The sequence below is a fragment of the Pseudotabrizicola sp. genome (genome assembly GCF_030684215.1).
Taxonomy (GTDB): domain Bacteria; phylum Pseudomonadota; class Alphaproteobacteria; order Rhodobacterales; family Rhodobacteraceae; genus Pseudotabrizicola.
In genome coordinates this window covers 20,431-37,545 of sequence record NZ_JAUXOV010000070.1, presented here as the reverse complement: position 1 = coordinate 37,545, position 17,115 = coordinate 20,431, and the positions used below count along the sequence as shown (strand labels likewise).

Below are 17,115 nucleotides of genomic sequence, written 5' to 3'. Positions count from 1 at the left end.
TAACCTTTGAGCGAGCCAAGGAGGTTCCCGATGATCACCGCCCGCATTTTGCTGTGTCTCGCTACCCTGCTGCCCCTGCCCGCTGCCGCGCAAGACCTTGCCTCGGCGGACGCCATCCGGGCAAGCATCGTTGGAAATACCGTGCGCGGGTCTATGGTCGCTTCGGGTGGATTTACCGAGTATTACGCCCCTGACGGCGCAATACGCGGCCCCGATTACAGTGGCGAATGGTCAATCAGGGACAACCGCATGTGCTTTGGCTATGATGGCAACCCGGCCAGCTGCTGGGCCGTTCGGGTCAATGGCCGCAATGTGGTCTGGGTCGGCACAGCCGGCGATGAGGGCACGGGCACCATCCTGCCCGGCAACCCCAACAAGTTCTAAAGCCGCGCCGCCAGCCGCGCGCCCTGATCAATCGCGCGCTTGGCGTCAAGTTCTGCTGCGACATCGGCCCCACCGATCACATGCGGGGTCATCCCCGCCGCCACCAGCGCACCGGCCAGCCCGCGCTCGGGCACTTGCCCCGCGCACAGGATCACGTCATCCACTGGCAAAAGCTGCTCCACCCCATCGCGCTCGATCAGCAAGCCCGCGTCGGTGATGGCCTTATAGCTCACCCCGCCCAGCATCTTGACGCCCTTTGCCGCCAAAGCGGCGCGATGAATCCAGCCCGTGGTTTTGCCCAAACCCCGCCCCGGCTTTTCCGCCTTGCGCTGCAACAGCCAGACCTCACGCGCGGGGGCTTCGGGCCGCGCCTCGGAAAGACCACCCGCCACCTCTGCCGGATCACCCACGCCCCATTCGCGCCGCCACAGCGCGAAGTCCTCAGTGGGGCTTTCACCGGAATGTACCAGATATTCAGCCACATCAAAGCCAATGCCACCCGCACCAATCACCGCAACCCGCTTGCCCACGGTTGCCCCACGCAATGTGTCAATATAGCTCAGCGCGCGCTCTTGGCCCTCAATTCCCGGATCACGTGGGGCGACGCCTGTGGCAATCACCACCTCGTCAAAACCGGCCAGCACCTCCGGCACCGCGTCCCGTCCCAGCCGCAAAGTCACCGATGACCGCTCCAGCATGGTGGTGAACCACGCGATCAACCCGCGAAATTCCTCTTTGCCCGGCACCGAGGCCGCCAGATGCAACTGCCCACCCACCCGATCCGTGCGGTCAAACAGTGTCACCTTATGCCCACGTTCGGCCGCCACCAGCGCCGTCATCATCCCCGCAGGGCCAGCGCCGACAACCGCCACCCGCTTGAGCACATCCGCAGGCGCATAAACCAGCTCTGTCTCATGGCAGGCGCGCGGGTTGACCAGACAGCTGGTCAGCTTCCCGCTGAAGGTGTGGTCAAGGCAGGCCTGATTGCAGGCGATGCAGGGCGCGATTTCATCCGCATGCCCCGCCGCCGCCTTGGCCACAAAATCGGCATCGGCAAGGAAAGGCCGCGCCATGGACACCATATCGGCCTGCCCGGCCGCCAGCACCGCCTCACCCACTTCGGGCGTGTTGATCCGGTTCGAGGTGATCACCGGAATCCCTACATGCGGGCGCAGTCGCGCAGTCAGCCATGTGAACGCGGCACGCGGCACCGATGTCGCAATCGTCGGCACCCGCGCCTCATGCCAGCCGATGCCCGTGTTCAGCATCGTGGCACCCGCCGCCTCAATCCGCCGGGCTAACAAAACCACCTCATCCCATGTGGACCCATCGGGAATCAGGTCGATCAGGCTGATCCGGTAAATCAGAATGAAATCCGGCCCCACCGCCGCGCGCACACGGGCCACCACCTCTATCGGCAGACGCATCCGGTTTTCATACGACCCGCCCCAGTCATCTTCGCGCCGGTTGGTGTGGCGCACCAGAAATTGGTTCAGGAAATAGCCCTCAGACCCCATCACCTCTACACCGTCATAGCCAGCCTCGCGCGCCCGCACGGCGGCGATGACAATATCTGCGATCTGCTTCTCGATGCCGTCAGCGTCCAGTTCGCGCGGCACAAAGGGCGAAATCGGGGATTTCACCGGCGAAGGGGCCACGCATTCCTTGCCGTAAGCATAGCGCCCGGCGTGCAGGATCTGCATGGCGATCAACCCGCCCGCATCATGCACGGCGTCCGTCACCCGGCGGTGATTGGCGATATCGGTGTCAGTGAACAACCCCGCAGCGCCCGGAAACACGCCGCCCTCGCGATTGGGGGCCATACCGCCGGTCACAATCAGACCCGCTCCACCAGCCGCCCGCGCGGCGTAAAAGGCGGCAACACGGCCCCAGTCGCCGGTTTCCTCCAGCCCGGTGTGCATTGATCCCATCAGCACGCGATTGCGCAATCGCACATGGCCCAGATCAAGTGGCGCAAGCAAATGGGGGTAAGTGGTCATTGTATCCTCCGGCAATTTGGCCGCAGAATGGGCGCAGCATGCGGGCTTGTCACCCGCAACGCGGCGTCACGCCAGACCCTTAGCTGCCAGTCAGACCATTGAGCGCACCGGTTGCGCGCCGCATCAACCCATCCAGCCACAACCGCAATGAGTCGATCATCGCCACATAAGACGCAAGCGCATCAGCAGCGCCGGGTATCTGCGCCGATATTTGCGGTGCCATCACATAGACCGCGACCGCAATTGCCGCCAAAATCAGAACCAGAACAAACCCCGACCGAAATCCTGATCCTGTTGCGGACTCATTGACCACGACCGCGGCCTCACGGTGAACCGAAGCATCGTTCGGTCGCAGACTGGAGTTGATTTCTTCGATATCGGGCAATAAATCGCGGCGCGCAGCAGCGCGTGGCGATCCGGCGGGCTCTCCTTGCATCGCGGCTATGCGCTTGTCAGTTTCCATCCGGGCGGATGCAGACTCGGCCGCAGCAGCGGCGGCCGACCCCACAACCGGTGACATCGGTGGAGGCAGGCCAAGATCGCCCTGCATCTCAACCCCTACCGCTTCGGCCCTGCGCGCCGCCATTTCGTGCTCGGCCTCCTCGCGCAATATCGCCAGCACGCTGTCGTCCAGAACACGTTGCACCGGCGCAGGCCCGGTCAGAGGAGGCGCTGGGGCTGTCTCTTCGTACTCGTCCTCGCCAGTGTCATCCTCTGCATCGGTCTGGGCCACAGCTGCCGGGACTTCGGCCACCTGCTCCGGTTCTGGCTCACGATACAAATGATCGCTCAAGTCTTCAGCGGAAACTTCGCGGATCTGAAACCAAGCATGCCCACAATTTGAACACTGAACATCGCGCCCGGCTTCGGGAATGGCGCTTGCATCAACTTCGTACTGGGCGTCACAATTCGGACAGATCAGGCGCATCGGGCATACCCTTTCCCGGTTCTCCCGGATTTTAAACGGACAGTAGCAACGATATTGCTCAAGGCCAAGAGTTTGTGGCCATTTTCGCAACAGCCGGGGCCTGGCGTTTCCCCGCCGCGATTGTATCCGCCTGCAGTTTGCGCAATTCTGCAGCCGTGCCATGGGGGGCTTGCAAGTGATCGCGTTTGAGAATGTGGGCTTCAACTATGGCGGGGGCGAATTGCTGTCCGATGTCACCTTGCGGCTTGCGCCAGGGTCATTCCACTTTTTGACCGGGCCATCGGGGGCAGGAAAGTCAACTTTTCTGAAGCTTGCCTATGCCGAACTGCGCCCCACAGCCGGGCGGGTTTCGATCTTTGATCGTGACGCGCGCATGATGACACGCGATGATGTCGCCATGAGCCGCCGCCGCATCGGCGTGGTGCATCAGGATTGCCAGTTTCTGGACCATTTGCCGCTGGCTACCAATGTCACACTGCCGCTTACCGTCGCCAACCGCACCGGCGATGCGCAAGATCTGACCGCGCTTCTGGATTGGGTCGGGCTTGGCAAACTTGCCGATGCGCTGCCACCGTCATTGTCGGGTGGGGAACGCCAGCGCGCCGCCCTTGCCCGCGCCATCATCATGAGCCCGGATGTGATCCTTGCGGACGAACCAACGGGTAATCTTGATTGGGAAATGTCGCTGCGGCTGCTGACCCTGCTGGTTGAACTCAGCCGGATGGGCAAGACGATCCTTGTTGCGACGCATGATATGAACCTGATCCGGCAGGCGAAATCACAGCTTGCCGCGCGGGTGCTGCGCATTCAGAACCGCCGGATACAACTTGCGGGGGCCGATCTGTGAAACTGACCCTTCCTGCCCTGCTTGCTCCCGACCGTCAGGCCGATCGCGTGGTGCCGCCTTCGGGCTTCACCGCACAGTTGACGTCATTCACCGCAGGCGCCATGGCCTTTCTGGCGGTGTTTGCGCTTGCCCTGTCGCTTGCCTCGGGCCGACTGGCCGAACGCTGGGCAAGTGCGCTTGCGGGCACCGCCACCATCCGTATTTCTGCCCCGCCCGAACAACTGGATACGCAGGTTGCGACCGTGCTTGCGCTGCTCTCTACCACACCCGGTGTTGCCTCTGCCCGCGCGCTTGACACCGCTGAACAGCGTGCGCTGCTGGAGCCGTGGTTCGGCCCCGACCTTCCCGTCGATGCTTTGCCGCTGCCCCGCCTGATCGAGATGACAGAGGCTTCACCAGGCTATGACAGTCAGGGCCTACGCCTGCGCCTGTCGGCCGAGGCCCCCGGCGCGGTGCTGGATGACCACACGCGCTGGCGCAGACCCATGGCGCAAGCCGCTGAACGCCTGCGTCTTCTGGGCGGGCTGTCTTTGCTGCTGATCGCCGGGGCAACGGCTGCGATGATCACGCTGGCCGCCAACGCGGCGTTGTCAGCCAACCTGCCTGTCATCCGTGTCTTGCGGCTGGTCGGGGCCAAGGACGCCTACATCGTGCGCGCGTTTGTCCGCCGCTTCACCTTGCGCGCGCTGACCGGGGCCGGCATTGGCACCCTGATCGCCATGATCGGCGTCGCGCTGTTGCCGCGCGCGGATGAGGCAGGGGCCTTTCTGACCGGGCTTGGCTTTCAGGGGCTGGGCTGGCTCTTGCCCGTTTTGCTACCACCGCTTACGGCACTGGTGGCGTTTGCCGCCACGCGCTACGCTGCCTTCCGCACCCTGAAAGGGCTGACCTGATGCTTGCCGTCCGCTGGATTCTTTCGTTTTTGTTCAACGTCCAGATGTATCTGGCCATGTTCATTCTGGCCGTGGTTTTCGCCCCTTGGGCGCTTTTTTCGCGCGAAGGCGCATTTGCGGCCTGCCACAGCTATTGTCGCTGGGTGATCTTTACCGCCCGGATCATGCTGGGGCTAAAAGTCGAAGTGCGCGGCACGCCCCCCACGGATGAAGTGGTCGTCGCCGCCAAACACCAAAGCTTTTTCGACATTCTGGTGATCTTCAATGCCATCCCGCGTGGCAAGTTCATCATGAAGCGTGAACTGATCTACGCCCCGTTTCTAGGTCAATATGCCATGCGCATCGGCTGCGTCTTTGTCGATCGCGGCAAACGCGGTGCTGCAATTGCCAAGATGAAGGCCGATGTTGCAAGGTCTGCCGCCGACCCCGGACAGCTGGTGATCTATCCCCAAGGCACCCGCGTCGCACCCGGCATGATCAAGCCCTACAAGGTTGGCTCGGGCCTGCTCTATGAGCAACTCGGCCAGCCCTGCGTGCCGGTTGCAACCAACATCGGTGTGTTCTGGCCAAAGCGCGGCATTTTGCGCAAACCCGGCACCTGTGTCGTCGACTTCCTGCCGCGCATCGAGCCCGGTCTGCCAGTGGGGGAGTTCATGAAACGGCTGGAGCATGACATCGAGACCACCTCCAACGCATTGCTGGTCGAGGCTGGGTTCACAAAGGCCCGGCCATGACCGCAATCACCGATCTTGGGGCATTGCACGCGATGTATGGCAACCCCGGCGCGGCGGCGACCCGCAAAGTAGCTCCGCGCCTGACCGCAACGTACCGCACATGGATCGAACGCGCCCGCTTTTGCATCCTTTCCACAGTCGGGCCAGAAGGCACCGATGGCAGCCCGCGTGGGGATAATGGCCCGGTCGTGACCGTGTTGGATGACAGCACACTCGCCCTGCCCGACTGGCAAGGCAACGAACGCATCGACAGCCTTCGCAATATTGTCCGTGACGGGCGCGTAAGTTTGGTGTTTCTTGTGGCAGGTAGCCACAACGCCATGCGCGTCAACGGCACCGCCATTGTCACCGCCGACCCCGGATTGTGTGCACGGTTCGCGCGCGACGGCAAACAGCCACGCACAGTCATCGTCATTGCGATATCCGAGGTTTATTCCCAATGCGCCCGCGCCCTGATCCGCTCGGCGCTGTGGACGTCGGGCGATCAGTCGGCGGGCCTGCCTACCGTAGGCGACATGCTGCGCGACATTACCAATGGCGATGTGGACGGTACCACCTATGATGAAGCATGGCCTGCGCGCGCAGCACAAACCATGTGGTAGCGACCGAACCAAAGCTGTTTTTGGCCGTTGCCGACCCCAATGCATCAATCATGTCAGCTTTTGCGCAATGATCCCGGCAAGGATCAGCAGTATCCCAACACCCGCACCAGATTGATCGGCTCGCCAAGCAGCATCACCGCCAGAATCGCAGTGCCAAGCGTACCATTCCCCACCCAGACCGCATAGGCGGTGCCCACAGGCAATTCCTTCATCGCCATCGACAACAGCCAGAAACTGGCCAGTCAATCGATAATGGTCAGCCCCCTCGGCATTGCCTGGGTAAAGCAACCAGAATACTTCAAACGATAGCCCAGCCGGTCTCCAGAATCCTAGCCGGCAGCACCAACGCCAATATGATCATGCCGCCAGTCCTTTTGATCCCATCTCAATGAACTTCGACCGGCGATCCTTGATCAGCGCTTCGGGCTTTTTGCCCGACAACTCTTTCAACATCGCCTCAATCCCTTTACCCACCGCTTCAATGGTATCGCGCCGCCCACGTTGCGCACCGCCCGTGGGTTCCTTGATGATGCGGTCAATCACACCCAGCTTTTGCAGATCCTGCGCAGTCAGACGCAACGCCTCGGCGGCTTCGCGCATTTTTTCGGCGTCCTTCCACAGAATGCTGGCGCAACCCTCGGGTGAGATCACCGAATAGACACTGTGCTCCAGCATCGCGACCCGGTTCGCGGTGGCAAATGCCACAGCACCACCCGACCCGCCTTCACCAATTACGACCGAGATCAGCGGCACGCCGATCTCAAGGCACTTTTGCGTGCTGCGCGCAATTGCTTCGGCCTGTCCGCGTTCCTCGGCACCTTTGCCGGGATAGGCGCCGGGCGTATCTACGAGGGTGATCACCGGAAGACGGAACCGGTCGGCCATATCCATGAGTCGAATGGCCTTGCGGTAGCCTTCGGGCCGCGCCATGCCAAAATTCCGCTCGATCCGGGATTTGGTGTCATTGCCCTTTTCATGGCCGATCACCATCACCGGCTGATCATTGAACCGCGCCAGCCCGCCCATTACCGCGTGATCGTCGGCAAAGTTCCGGTCACCTGCAAGCGGGGTGTACTCGCTGAACAACGCCTCAATATAATCTTTGCAATGCGGGCGTTCGGGGTGGCGTGCCACCTGACATTTGCGCCACGGCGTCAGATCCCGGTAGAGATCGCGCAGCATCACCTCGGCCTTCTTGTCCAGCGCCTCGGCTTCCTTGGCAATATCCATCCCCGGATTGCCACGCGCCATCGCGCGCAACTCTTCGGCCTTGCCTTCGATTTCGGCGAGGGGTTTTTCGAACTCAAGATAATTCATCGCGAACTCCAGACAGGGCTGCCGATATATGACCCGCAGGCCCCGATTTTGCAACCAAGCCCGGCAGCTTTCTGCTCGCCTTGATCTTGCCAGATTGAAAAGTCAGCGTCCCCGACATGTTCCGCCGTCCGCCCAAACCCGCCCGGCCCCTGTGGCAAGACACGCTTGCCACCTTTGGCCGGACGGTGCGGCTGCTGGCTGTGCTGACGGTTCTCGGCGTGCCGATCTTGGCGTTGGGTCACTGCAAACTGGTCGTTCCCGCCCAGCAAGCCGCGCGAGACGCTGCCGAGGTCGCACGGCTGGCCAATTGCCAGCGTTATGCGATGGCGCAGGTCAGTTTGGGCAATTACCTTTTGACCGTTCCCGCCAACGGAGCCGCGCGCCTCAGGCTGATTGCGGACATGTCGCCCACCTATATCTCCAACGAAACCGGGCTGCGCGCACAGCCCGCAGCGCCGCATTTCTTTTGCATCCCAGCCGAGTTGGGCCAACCCCCCTTTGCCGCGATGTCTGTGAGTTTCTATTCAAGCAAAAATTCATCGGCAACGCCCGCCCGCCGCGATCTGCGCGTGGTTCATGCGATGCAAGAACAGAACAACATCGGCCAGATGCACTTCTTCACCCATCGCCCCGACTGGGACAGCATGGCAGGTGCGAAAGACCTGGCACGGCCACATCCCTCCCAGCCGGCAGGCCAGATGACCACCGCGCTCGCGACTGACAGACGTGAGCCGCCGTTCAAAGCCTCCGACCGCATGATTGCGCGGACAGCCAATCCCGACGCTGACGGCTTTCGCTATGCCGTAGACTGCATCCGGCCCGAAAGGGTGACTTTTTCGTCCTGCATGCTTTTGATTGAAGACGCGAACACCGGCCTGACCTATCGGCTGATGTATGTGCGTATATCGGACAATGTATTTCATTGGCAGGCAATCGAGCCGGTGCCAGGCGCATTTCTCGAAGCGGCCCGGATGATGCGCCGTGTGTTGAGTGTGTTGAAAGACGCAAAGCTGCATCCCTAGGTCCCGGAAACAGCAGCGCCCCGAACCGCTGGTTCGGGGCGTGCATCCTCCCCAGTTGCCACGCGGGGCCTCCTCTCCCCTGATGCGTGGCGCGGGTATTCTTTTCAAAGCGCCCGTATTTCAGGCACTGTTCACTGACCTTTGACCACTGTGTGACAGCTTGTCAACGATTCCGATGTGACGCAGCGTCAACGGGCGATCATTTCCGCCTGTCGCACTACAACCTCGGCCTGCTTGATGCTGGCAATGTCCACCAGACGGCCCTTGTACACGGTCGCCCCCTCTCCGCGCGCCTTCGCGGCCTCCATCGCGGCCAGAATTTCGCGCGCTTCGGTCACTGCCGCCTCGGATGGGGTGAACACTTCATTGGCCAGCGCCACCTGCTTGGGGTGGATCGCCCATTTGCCCACCATCCCCAGCGTGGCCGACCGCCACGCCTGAGCGCGAAAGCCCTCGTCGTCAGAGAAGTCGCCAAACGGCCCGTCTACTGGCAGAATGCCATGCGTGCGGCAGGCCGCCACAATCGCCGCCTGCGCCCAATGCCATGGGTCCGACCAGTGCTTAACCCCTTCGCGCAGCATGTAATAGTTTTCCTGCGTGCCACCAATGCCAGTGGTCTGCATCCCCATGCTGGCCGCAAAATCCGCCGCCCCAAGGCTCATCGCCTGCAAGCGCGGGGAAGACGCCGCGATCTCTTCAACATGCGCAATCCCGGCGGCACTTTCGATGATCACCTCAAAGCTGATCGGCTTTGTGCGCCCCTTGGCGCGTTCAATTGCTGTTACCAGCGCATCAACCGCGTAAACATCCGCCGCGCAGCCAACCTTGGGAATCATGATCTGGTCCAACCGATCGCCGGCCTGTTCCAAAAGGTCCACCACATCGCGATACCAGAATGGCGTGTCGAGGCCATTGATCCGCACCGACAGGGTTTTCGTGCCCCAGTCCACGGTGTTGATCGCCGCAATGATATTGGCCCGCGCAGCATCCTTGTCACTGGGGGCGACCGAATCCTCCAGATCGAGGTTGATCACATCCGCCGCACTCGCCGCCATCTTCTCGAACAAGGCCGGGCGCGAACCGGGGCCGAACAACTGGCAGCGGTTTGGACGTGCGGGCGGAGTGGGCTGGATGCGAAAGCTCATCAGGGGCCTCAGGTAAGTTAATTTCATGACTCTGCACCGCAGCGATAGATTATTGCGCTCGCGCTCGCAATCCCTTGTTTGCAGATGCAGCATTCGGCACGCTTTGTCCCATGCCACTTTGCTGCTCTTGACAGTCCCCCGGATGCGGGCGCCATTTCGCGCCAGCCACGCAACAGGAATGCACGCCATGTCCACCGCCACCGCTACACATGCACCGGTCAATCAGAAGCTGCGCATCGCCGCCTTGCGCATTGCCTTTCTGGGCACCCTGCCGCTGATACTCTTTTCCAAATCTGTCTGGATGGATCAGCACTGGATTTTTGAACTGATGGAGGTCACCGGTATCGCCTTGATCATCCTGGCCGTGCTGGGCCGGTTCTGGGCAGTGCTGTATATTGGCGCACGCAAGAACGCGATGGTGATGCAGGATGGCCCCTATTCAATGATGCGCCACCCTTTGTATCTGTTTTCCACCATCGGCGTGGCGGGCTTTGGCATGATGCTGGGGTCAATCGTGCTGACTGTGGCCATGACCGCCCTGTTCTTCACCATCCTGTCGATCACCGCATCCAAGGAAGAGGCGTTTTTGCGGGCCGAATTCGGCCCCGCCTATGATGCCTATGCCGCCCGCGTGCCCCGGATCATTCCGCAACCCTCACTGTTCCGAACCGAGGGCGAAGTGACCTTCAATGTTCGCACCCTGAGGGTTAACCTACAGGATGCGTTGGTGTTTCTGGCATTGATCCCACTGGCAGAAGCATCTGAGATGCTGAAAGATTACGGGCTGATCCCGACATTTCCGTTGTTCTGAATGATCACCGTCACCGCCGACAGCTTCCCCCTTGCCCGCACCTTCACCATCTCACGCGGGTACAAAACCACCGCACAGGTGGTCACCGCCACGATCACCCGCAACGGACACCAAGGGCGCGGTGAGGCTGTGCCCTATGCCCGCTACGGTGAAACCGTCACGGACGTCATGGCCCAGATTGCCGCCGCCGCCCCGTGGGTCACGCGGCAGACCCTTGCCCGCGACATGCAACCCGGTGCCGCCCGCAACGCGCTTGACTGCGCGCTGTGGGATCTGGAGGCAAAGGCCAAGGGCGTCAGGGTGTGGGATCTGCTCAGCCTTCCCGCCCCGGGCCCGGTAATCACCGCCTTTACCCTGTCGCTCGACACGCCTGCCGCCATGCGAGCACAAGCTGTCCAAAACGCCCACAGACCCGTGCTGAAAATCAAACTCGGCACGCCTGATGACATGCCAAGGCTCGAGGCTGTCCGTAAAGGTGCGCCAAAATCCACCCTGATCATCGACGCCAATGAAGGCTGGACGCCCGAGGTCTACGCCGACCTTGCCCCCCGCTTGGTCGCCATGGGCGTGGCGCTGGTCGAACAACCTCTGCCCGCCGGGGCAGATGCCATGCTGGCCGAAATGGCCCGCCCCCTGCCGGTCTGCGCTGACGAATCCTGCCATGACCGCGCCAGCCTGCCCGCACTGATCGGCAAGTATGACGTGGTGAACATCAAACTCGACAAATCGGGCGGCTTTACCGAAGCGCTCGCGTTGAAAGCCCAAGCTCAGCAGATGGGCTTTGGCATCATGGTTGGCTGCATGGTCGGCAGTAGCCTTGCGATGGCCCCCGCCACCCTCCTTGCACAAGGTGTGGCCTTCACAGACCTTGACGGACCGCTTTTGCTGGCCCAAGACCGCGATAACCCGCTGTTGTTCAATGAGCACGGCATTCACCCGCCAAATCCGGCCCTATGGGGATAACACCATGACCCGCACCGTTTATGTCAACGGCCACTACCTGCCAGAACACGAAGCCACCGTTTCGATCTTTGACCGGGGCTTTCTGATGGCCGATGGCGTTTATGAGGTCACGTCGGTGCTGGATGGCAAGTTGATCGACTTTGACGGCCATATCAAACGCCTGCACCGCAGCCTTGGTGAACTGGATATGGCCGCGCCCTGTTCAGATGAAGACCTGATCACCATGCACCGCGAACTGGTGGCATTGAACAACATCGATCAGGGGATGATCTATCTGCAAGTCACGCGCGGCAACCCCGGCGACCGCAGCTTTGTGTTCCCGCCCGCTGATCTGCCACCGACCATCGTGGCCTTCACCCAAGATATCCCGAACCTTGCCGACGCACCCGCCGCCAAAACCGGCTTCAAGGTCATCTCGATCCCCGATCTGCGGTGGGACCGGCGCGATATCAAGACGGTGCAACTTCTGTATCCGTCCATGGGCAAGATGATGGCGAAAAAAGCCGGGGTCGATGACAGCTGGTTTGTCGAAGACGGTGCCGTGACCGAAGGCACCTCAAACAACGCCTATATCGTCAAGGGCAACCGCATCATCACCCGTCAGCTCTCCACCGACATCCTGCACGGCATCACCCGTGTGGCCGTGTTGCGCTTTGCCGCCGAGGCGCAGTTCGAGGTGGAAGAACGCCCCTTCACGATTGAGGAAGCACAAGGCGCGGATGAGGCGTTTTCGACCGCCGCATCCATATTTGTCATGCCAGTGGTGGAAATCGACGGCAAACCCGTCGGCACCGGCAAACCCGGCCCCGTCGCCACCCGCTTGCGCGAGCTGTATCTGGACGAAATGCGCAAAGCCGCCGTGTAACCGGCAGCCCCCACAACGGATGAAAAAAGGCGGGCCTTGGCCCGCCTTTTTGCTCAGGTTGGAAATATCACGATATCTCCGGTCGGAATGGCCGAGGGCGCAACCCCCGCCAGAAACACCACATCATCCGACCCAAAACGGATCATCGTGCCACCATCCACCGCGAACAGTTCGGGCGAAGAATCCGCAGGTGTTCCCAAAAGGGCAATCTCGATCCTGTCGACGCCGGGGGTGAAATCCGTGATCCGGACCGCGACATTATCCCATGGAAGGATCACCTCACCGCCCTCGCTGACGGTGTCATAGTAATCAACGACAAAGGTATCAGCCCCAGCGCCGCCTGTGCCGATATCGCCATCCCTCAGGAACAACCGGTCGTTGCCGTTGCCACCATAAAGTGAATCCGGCCCGCTGACGTCAAATCGTACGCCGTCCGATATGAAGGATCCCTCATCACCGCTCAGCACATCATCGCCATCGCCGCCAAACAACTGGTCAGCGCTGCCACCGGACAACAAGGTGTCGTTGCCATTGCCGCCGTAGACAGTCACGCTGCCATGCGCGGCCACCGAGGCCGCCGTGACAAAGCCATCATAGCTGTCGTTGCCATCGCCCATGAACGCGACCACATTTGCGCCCATGCCGCGCACCTCCAGCCTGTCGTCGCCCGCGTTGCCGACAATCGTGTCGGACCCGATGTGCAAGCCCATCTCAAGCAACTCAGGATCACGCTCGCCATTGGTGCCAAGGATGAACAGATCATCCCCCGGCCCGCCGTCCAGCAGGTCATCACCAAGCCCGCCGTTCAGCGTGTCATTGCCAAGCCCGCCGTAAACCTGATCGTTGCCGCCACCCGAGAAGATATAATCGTTGTCGCCCCCACCGAACAGCGTGTCAGCGCCGCCGCCTGTGACCAACACGTCATCGCCAGACCCACCGTCAGCCGAAATCACGATATCGGTTGCGGCCCCAATCAAGGTGTCGCTGCCATTGCCCAGATTGGCAAAGCCAATGCCCGAAGTGCCCTCGAAAGACACTAGGTCGTTGCCGTTGCCACCAAAGACCGTATCGGCGCCAGACACCGACGCGATGGTATCGGCCCCATCGCCACCTTCCAGCCGGTTGCTACCCTCGCCTCCGAACAGGGCATCATCGCCAAAGCCACCTAAAAGCGTGTCATTGCCCGCGCCACCCCAAAGGCTGTCTGAACCCAAGCCACCGTCCAGTCGGTCATCGCCTGCGCCGCCAAACAGGCTGTCAGAACCGCCACCGCCTAGCAGCGTGTCATTGCCGCCATCGCCAAACAATGAGTCATCGCCATCGCCACCCGACAAAGCATCGGCACCCGCTCCACCGCGCGCCAGATCGTCGCCGCCACCGCCAAAAATGCGGTCCAGCCCGTCGCCGCCCAGCAGCGTATCTGCTCCGGCCCCACCCAAAAGCAGGTCATCGCCCGCCCCGCCATCAAGCAAATCCGCGCCGCCATTGCCAAAAAGACTGTCATCGCCTTCAGACCCACGCAGCGTATCACTGCCGCGCAATCCGCTAAGAAGATCATCGCCGCCAAGACCGTCAATCATATCGGCCCGGTTGGTGCCCGAAATCGTGTCATCACCTTCGGTCGCGTCATCTGCCGGATCGGGAGCATCGCCCCCGCCCGAGCCGCCTCCCCCGATCAGAAGACCCGCAAGCAACAAAACAGGAAAAAGCAAAAGCAATTCCATAACAGCACACCCCTTAAGAACACTCGAAAGACTCTATTTCTCTCGGATGGGATGGCAAAATCTTATTCCTGTCAAACCTTTGCCCTATTGTTGCCGAAATCGACAAAACTTACCGCTCGGCATGCAAGAATTGAACGACCAATTCGAGAACAGAAACAATTCTGCTCACCCCTCGGTTGAGAATCCGACATTCTTCGCGAATGCTACGGAAAATGCAGCTTGTTTTGCCGCATCTGCCTCTGTCTGATTCGCGGCAACCCATTGGTCATAAGGCATTCCATAGACAATCTCGCGCGCGGTGGCCTTGTCCATTTCGATACCTCGCGCGTTCGCCGCTTCCTGATACCAACGGCTCAGGCAGTTACGGCAAAACCCGGCCATATTCATCAGGTCGATGTTCTGCACATCGGGCCGCTTTTCCAGCAAATGGTGCATCAGCGCGCGAAAGGCAGCAGCTTCCAGTTCGATACGTGTGGTGTCGTCCATGCTATGCGTCTCCTCTTGAAAGACAGTGCCGCAGACATCGGGCACTGTCACCCCGCCCTCACCACCTGGTTCAGCGCCGCAGACAGAATAGGGGCCAATCTCTGCGCCCATTCTGTCTGGTCCGCCTCAGTGGCGATCAGATCATTGCGCAATTCGATCAGCGTGTTGTGTCGCCCCGACTGCAAGGCATGCCGGTCGATCGCATCGCCCGGCAGATGCCCGGAATATGGCTCGTTGTCGCCCACGCACCACTCAGGCACCGCCTGCAACCCAGAAATCACCGCCAGCGACAGCCGCTCATCTTCAGGGCTATGCAACACGCCGATATGCCAGGGCCGGGGCGCACGCCCCTTGAGGCACGGCGTAAAAGAATGGATCGCCAGAATGGCCCGCCCCTCGGCAATCTGCGCATAGGCATCGTGATAGGGTCGGTAGAGTCTGTGCAACCGCTCCTCTGCCTCTGCCGCACCAACATGGCGATTGGCGGGAATGATGGTGCCATCATACAGCTTCATCACCAGCGTCGGGTCATCCTCGCCACGGTTCGGGTCGATCACCAACCGGCTGAAGTCTGAGCAGATTACCGGACTGTCCAGCGCCGCACCAAGCGCAATCGCTAGGCCCCGCGCGCCCACGTCGTAGGCAATATGCCGCGCCATATCCTCGGCGGCGATCCCCAGCGTGCCACCCAACCAGTCCGGCACCCGGTTTGTCGCGTGATCACAGGTCACCAGCCAAGGCCCGGAACGTCCCGCACCAAGGACTTCAAAGGCCTCATGCCTGATTTCCGGGCGAATTACTGTCATGCTTTCTTTACCCCGCCATGCTTTTAACCGTTTAAGCCCTATGAGCTGAAAGCGCCAGTTGCCCCGCGCGCCCGATTGCTCTATTCCCACCCGTGGCCCACCACGAAGTGATAACTGAAGAAGGAACAAGGCATGAGACGCCTTCGGAACGTTAAGATCGTGGCCACTTTGGGCCCGGCCTCTAATGACTATGAAATGATCCGCGCATTGTTTGAGGCAGGGGCAGATGTGTTCCGCCTGAACATGAGCCATGGCACGCATGACGATATCCGTGCGCGCCATGCCATCATCCGGCAGGTCGAATCCGACACCGGACGGCCCATCGCCATTCTGGCTGATCTTCAGGGGCCAAAGCTGCGGGTCGGCACATTTACAGCCGACTCTTATGATCTGGCCGATGGCGACAAATTCCGCCTCGATCTGGACGCCACGCCCGGTGACGCCACCCGCGTGCAGCTTCCGCACCCCGAGATTTTTGCGGCCCTTGAACCAGGGGCATCGCTTCTGGTCAATGACGGCAAGATCCGTTTGGTCGTGGATGAATGCGGCAAGGATTTCGCCAATTGCACCGTCACCGTCGGTGGCGCGATTTCCAACCGCAAGGGCGTGAACGTGCCCGACGTGGTTCTGCCGCTGGCAGCGCTGTCGCAAAAAGACCTCAAGGATCTGGAATTCGCTTGTGAACTGGGCGTCGACTGGCTGGCCCTGTCTTTCGTCCAGCGTGCAGAAGACGTGATCGAGGCAAAGGCGCTGGCCCGTGGCCGTGCCGCGGTGCTGTCGAAAATCGAAAAGCCCGCAGCCGTCAAAGCCTACGACGAAATCCTCGCCGTGTCCGATGGTATCATGGTTGCCCGTGGCGATCTTGGTGTTGAACTACCGGTCTATTCGGTGCCACCGATCCAGAAACGTCTGGTCCGCAAGGCCCGCGCCGCCGCCAAACCGGTGATCGTCGCGACGCAGATGCTGGAATCGATGATCGAATCCCCGATGCCCACCCGTGCCGAGGTATCTGATGTCGCCACCGCCATCTATGAGGGTGCCGATGCCGTAATGCTGTCGGCCGAATCTGCTGCCGGGAAGTTCCCGATTGAAGCTGTTGCCACCATGAACAACGTAGCGATCTCGGTCGAAAGCGACCCGACATATCGTCAGGTGATTGAGGCCAGCCGCAGCGTCAGCCGATCTACCGTGGCAGATGGCATTGTGTCAGCTGCACGCGAAATCGCGGAATCGACCGATATCAAGGCAATTGCTGTGTTCTCGCAGTCTGGCACCACAGTCAGCCTTGTCGCACGTGAACGCCCCCGCGTTCCGATCATCGCCTTGACCCCGCTGATGAATACCGCGCGTCGGTTGTGCCTGACCTGGGGCACGCATTGCGTGATCACAGAAGAACAGGACCGCTTCAAAGGCGCTGTTATTTCGGCTGTCCGCGCCGCGCGCCAACACGGGTTTGCGACCGAAACGGATCAGATCGTTCTGACCGCAGGCGTGCCGTTCAACGTACAGGGCACAACCAACATCCTGCGGGTCGCTCCGTGTGATGAACGGTTGATTTACAAGGCCGATCCTGAATAATCGCGCTCTA

Annotated in this window: 18 protein-coding genes; 10 read left to right on the top strand and 8 right to left on the bottom strand. The window is 61.0% G+C overall.

Going from position 1 to position 17,115, the window contains the following annotated elements:
* The first annotated feature begins 30 nt into the window (after positions 1-30).
* The gene (locus Q8K08_RS14275) at positions 31-384 is read left to right on the top strand and encodes a hypothetical protein (protein ID WP_304801203.1); all 354 of its coding nucleotides are present in this window, start codon (positions 31-33) and stop codon (positions 382-384) included.
* Here the strand turns inward: Q8K08_RS14275 and Q8K08_RS14270 are convergent.
* Positions 381-2,384: an NADPH-dependent 2,4-dienoyl-CoA reductase gene (locus tag Q8K08_RS14270; RefSeq protein ID WP_305250490.1), complete on the bottom strand. Its 2,004-nt coding sequence runs from the start codon at positions 2,382-2,384 to the stop codon at positions 381-383. The two genes, Q8K08_RS14275 and Q8K08_RS14270, sit on opposite strands and share 4 nt — an antisense overlap.
* A gap of 79 nt (positions 2,385-2,463) precedes the next feature.
* The gene (locus Q8K08_RS14265; RefSeq protein WP_305250489.1) at positions 2,464-3,312 is read right to left on the bottom strand and encodes a zinc-ribbon domain-containing protein; all 849 of its coding nucleotides are present in this window, start codon (positions 3,310-3,312) and stop codon (positions 2,464-2,466) included.
* Between the two features lie 175 nt (positions 3,313-3,487).
* Between Q8K08_RS14265 and Q8K08_RS14260 the strand changes: the two genes are divergently transcribed.
* Genes Q8K08_RS14260 through Q8K08_RS14245 form a run of 4 tightly spaced genes read left to right on the top strand, consistent with a single transcriptional unit; the run spans position 3,488 to position 6,388 of the window.
* Positions 3,488-4,159, top strand: a complete 672-nt coding sequence (locus Q8K08_RS14260; protein WP_304802295.1) for a cell division ATP-binding protein FtsE — start codon at positions 3,488-3,490, stop codon at positions 4,157-4,159.
* Positions 4,156-5,052: a cell division protein FtsX gene (locus tag Q8K08_RS14255; protein WP_370654158.1), complete on the top strand. Its 897-nt coding sequence runs from the start codon at positions 4,156-4,158 to the stop codon at positions 5,050-5,052. The genes Q8K08_RS14260 and Q8K08_RS14255 overlap by 4 nt, the downstream gene beginning before the upstream one ends.
* Positions 5,052-5,786 carry a 1-acyl-sn-glycerol-3-phosphate acyltransferase gene (locus Q8K08_RS14250; protein WP_305250487.1) on the top strand — a complete coding sequence of 245 codons (735 nt, stop codon included), beginning with the start codon at positions 5,052-5,054 and terminating at the stop codon, positions 5,784-5,786. The genes Q8K08_RS14255 and Q8K08_RS14250 overlap by 1 nt, the downstream gene beginning before the upstream one ends.
* On the top strand, positions 5,783-6,388 hold the full coding sequence (locus Q8K08_RS14245; protein ID WP_305250486.1) for a pyridoxamine 5'-phosphate oxidase family protein: 606 nt from the start codon (positions 5,783-5,785) through the stop codon (positions 6,386-6,388). The genes Q8K08_RS14250 and Q8K08_RS14245 overlap by 4 nt, the downstream gene beginning before the upstream one ends.
* Before the next feature lie 83 nt (positions 6,389-6,471).
* Here Q8K08_RS14245 and Q8K08_RS14240 read toward each other — a convergent pair whose 3' ends face one another.
* Together Q8K08_RS14240 and Q8K08_RS14235 are read right to left on the bottom strand one after the other, a co-directional pair.
* The gene (locus Q8K08_RS14240; protein ID WP_305250485.1) at positions 6,472-6,600 is read right to left on the bottom strand and encodes a multidrug efflux SMR transporter; all 129 of its coding nucleotides are present in this window, start codon (positions 6,598-6,600) and stop codon (positions 6,472-6,474) included.
* Positions 6,601-6,745: 145 nt separating this feature from the next.
* A complete protein-coding gene (locus Q8K08_RS14235; RefSeq protein ID WP_305250483.1) occupies positions 6,746-7,705 on the bottom strand; it encodes an acetyl-CoA carboxylase carboxyltransferase subunit alpha in 960 nt (319 codons plus the stop codon).
* Between the two features lie 116 nt (positions 7,706-7,821).
* Between Q8K08_RS14235 and Q8K08_RS14230 the strand changes: the two genes are divergently transcribed.
* Positions 7,822-8,727, top strand: a complete 906-nt coding sequence (locus Q8K08_RS14230) for a hypothetical protein (protein WP_305250482.1) — start codon at positions 7,822-7,824, stop codon at positions 8,725-8,727.
* Between the two features lie 188 nt (positions 8,728-8,915).
* Here Q8K08_RS14230 and Q8K08_RS14225 read toward each other — a convergent pair whose 3' ends face one another.
* Positions 8,916-9,872, bottom strand: coding sequence for an L-malyl-CoA/beta-methylmalyl-CoA lyase (locus Q8K08_RS14225; protein WP_305250481.1), 957 nt, complete (start codon positions 9,870-9,872; stop codon positions 8,916-8,918).
* A gap of 142 nt (positions 9,873-10,014) precedes the next feature.
* On the opposite strand from Q8K08_RS14225, the gene Q8K08_RS14220 reads away from it, so the two are divergent.
* Genes Q8K08_RS14220 through Q8K08_RS14210 form a run of 3 tightly spaced genes read left to right on the top strand, consistent with a single transcriptional unit; the run spans position 10,015 to position 12,511 of the window.
* On the top strand, positions 10,015-10,683 hold the full coding sequence (locus Q8K08_RS14220) for an isoprenylcysteine carboxylmethyltransferase family protein (protein WP_305250480.1): 669 nt from the start codon (positions 10,015-10,017) through the stop codon (positions 10,681-10,683).
* Positions 10,684-11,646 (top strand): N-acetyl-D-Glu racemase DgcA, encoded by a 963-nt coding sequence (gene dgcA, locus Q8K08_RS14215; RefSeq protein ID WP_305250479.1) that lies wholly within the window; start codon positions 10,684-10,686, stop codon positions 11,644-11,646.
* A gap of 4 nt (positions 11,647-11,650) precedes the next feature.
* A complete protein-coding gene (locus tag Q8K08_RS14210) occupies positions 11,651-12,511 on the top strand; it encodes a D-amino-acid transaminase (protein ID WP_304802105.1) in 861 nt (286 codons plus the stop codon).
* Between the two features lie 53 nt (positions 12,512-12,564).
* On the opposite strand, the gene Q8K08_RS14205 is transcribed toward Q8K08_RS14210, so the two are convergent.
* The 3 genes from Q8K08_RS14205 to Q8K08_RS14195 form a co-directional block, all read right to left on the bottom strand.
* A complete protein-coding gene (locus Q8K08_RS14205; protein ID WP_305250478.1) occupies positions 12,565-14,235 on the bottom strand; it encodes a calcium-binding protein in 1,671 nt (556 codons plus the stop codon).
* A 165-nt stretch (positions 14,236-14,400) separates the two neighbouring features.
* Positions 14,401-14,721: a DUF1244 domain-containing protein gene (locus Q8K08_RS14200; RefSeq protein WP_304798700.1), complete on the bottom strand. Its 321-nt coding sequence runs from the start codon at positions 14,719-14,721 to the stop codon at positions 14,401-14,403.
* A 47-nt stretch (positions 14,722-14,768) separates the two neighbouring features.
* The gene (locus Q8K08_RS14195; RefSeq protein WP_305250477.1) at positions 14,769-15,527 is read right to left on the bottom strand and encodes an N-formylglutamate amidohydrolase; all 759 of its coding nucleotides are present in this window, start codon (positions 15,525-15,527) and stop codon (positions 14,769-14,771) included.
* Positions 15,528-15,659: 132 nt separating this feature from the next.
* On the opposite strand from Q8K08_RS14195, the gene pyk reads away from it, so the two are divergent.
* Entirely contained in the window at positions 15,660-17,105 is a 1,446-nt protein-coding gene (pyk, locus tag Q8K08_RS14190) for a pyruvate kinase (protein WP_304798706.1), read from the top strand.
* The last annotated feature ends 10 nt before the right edge of the window (positions 17,106-17,115 follow it).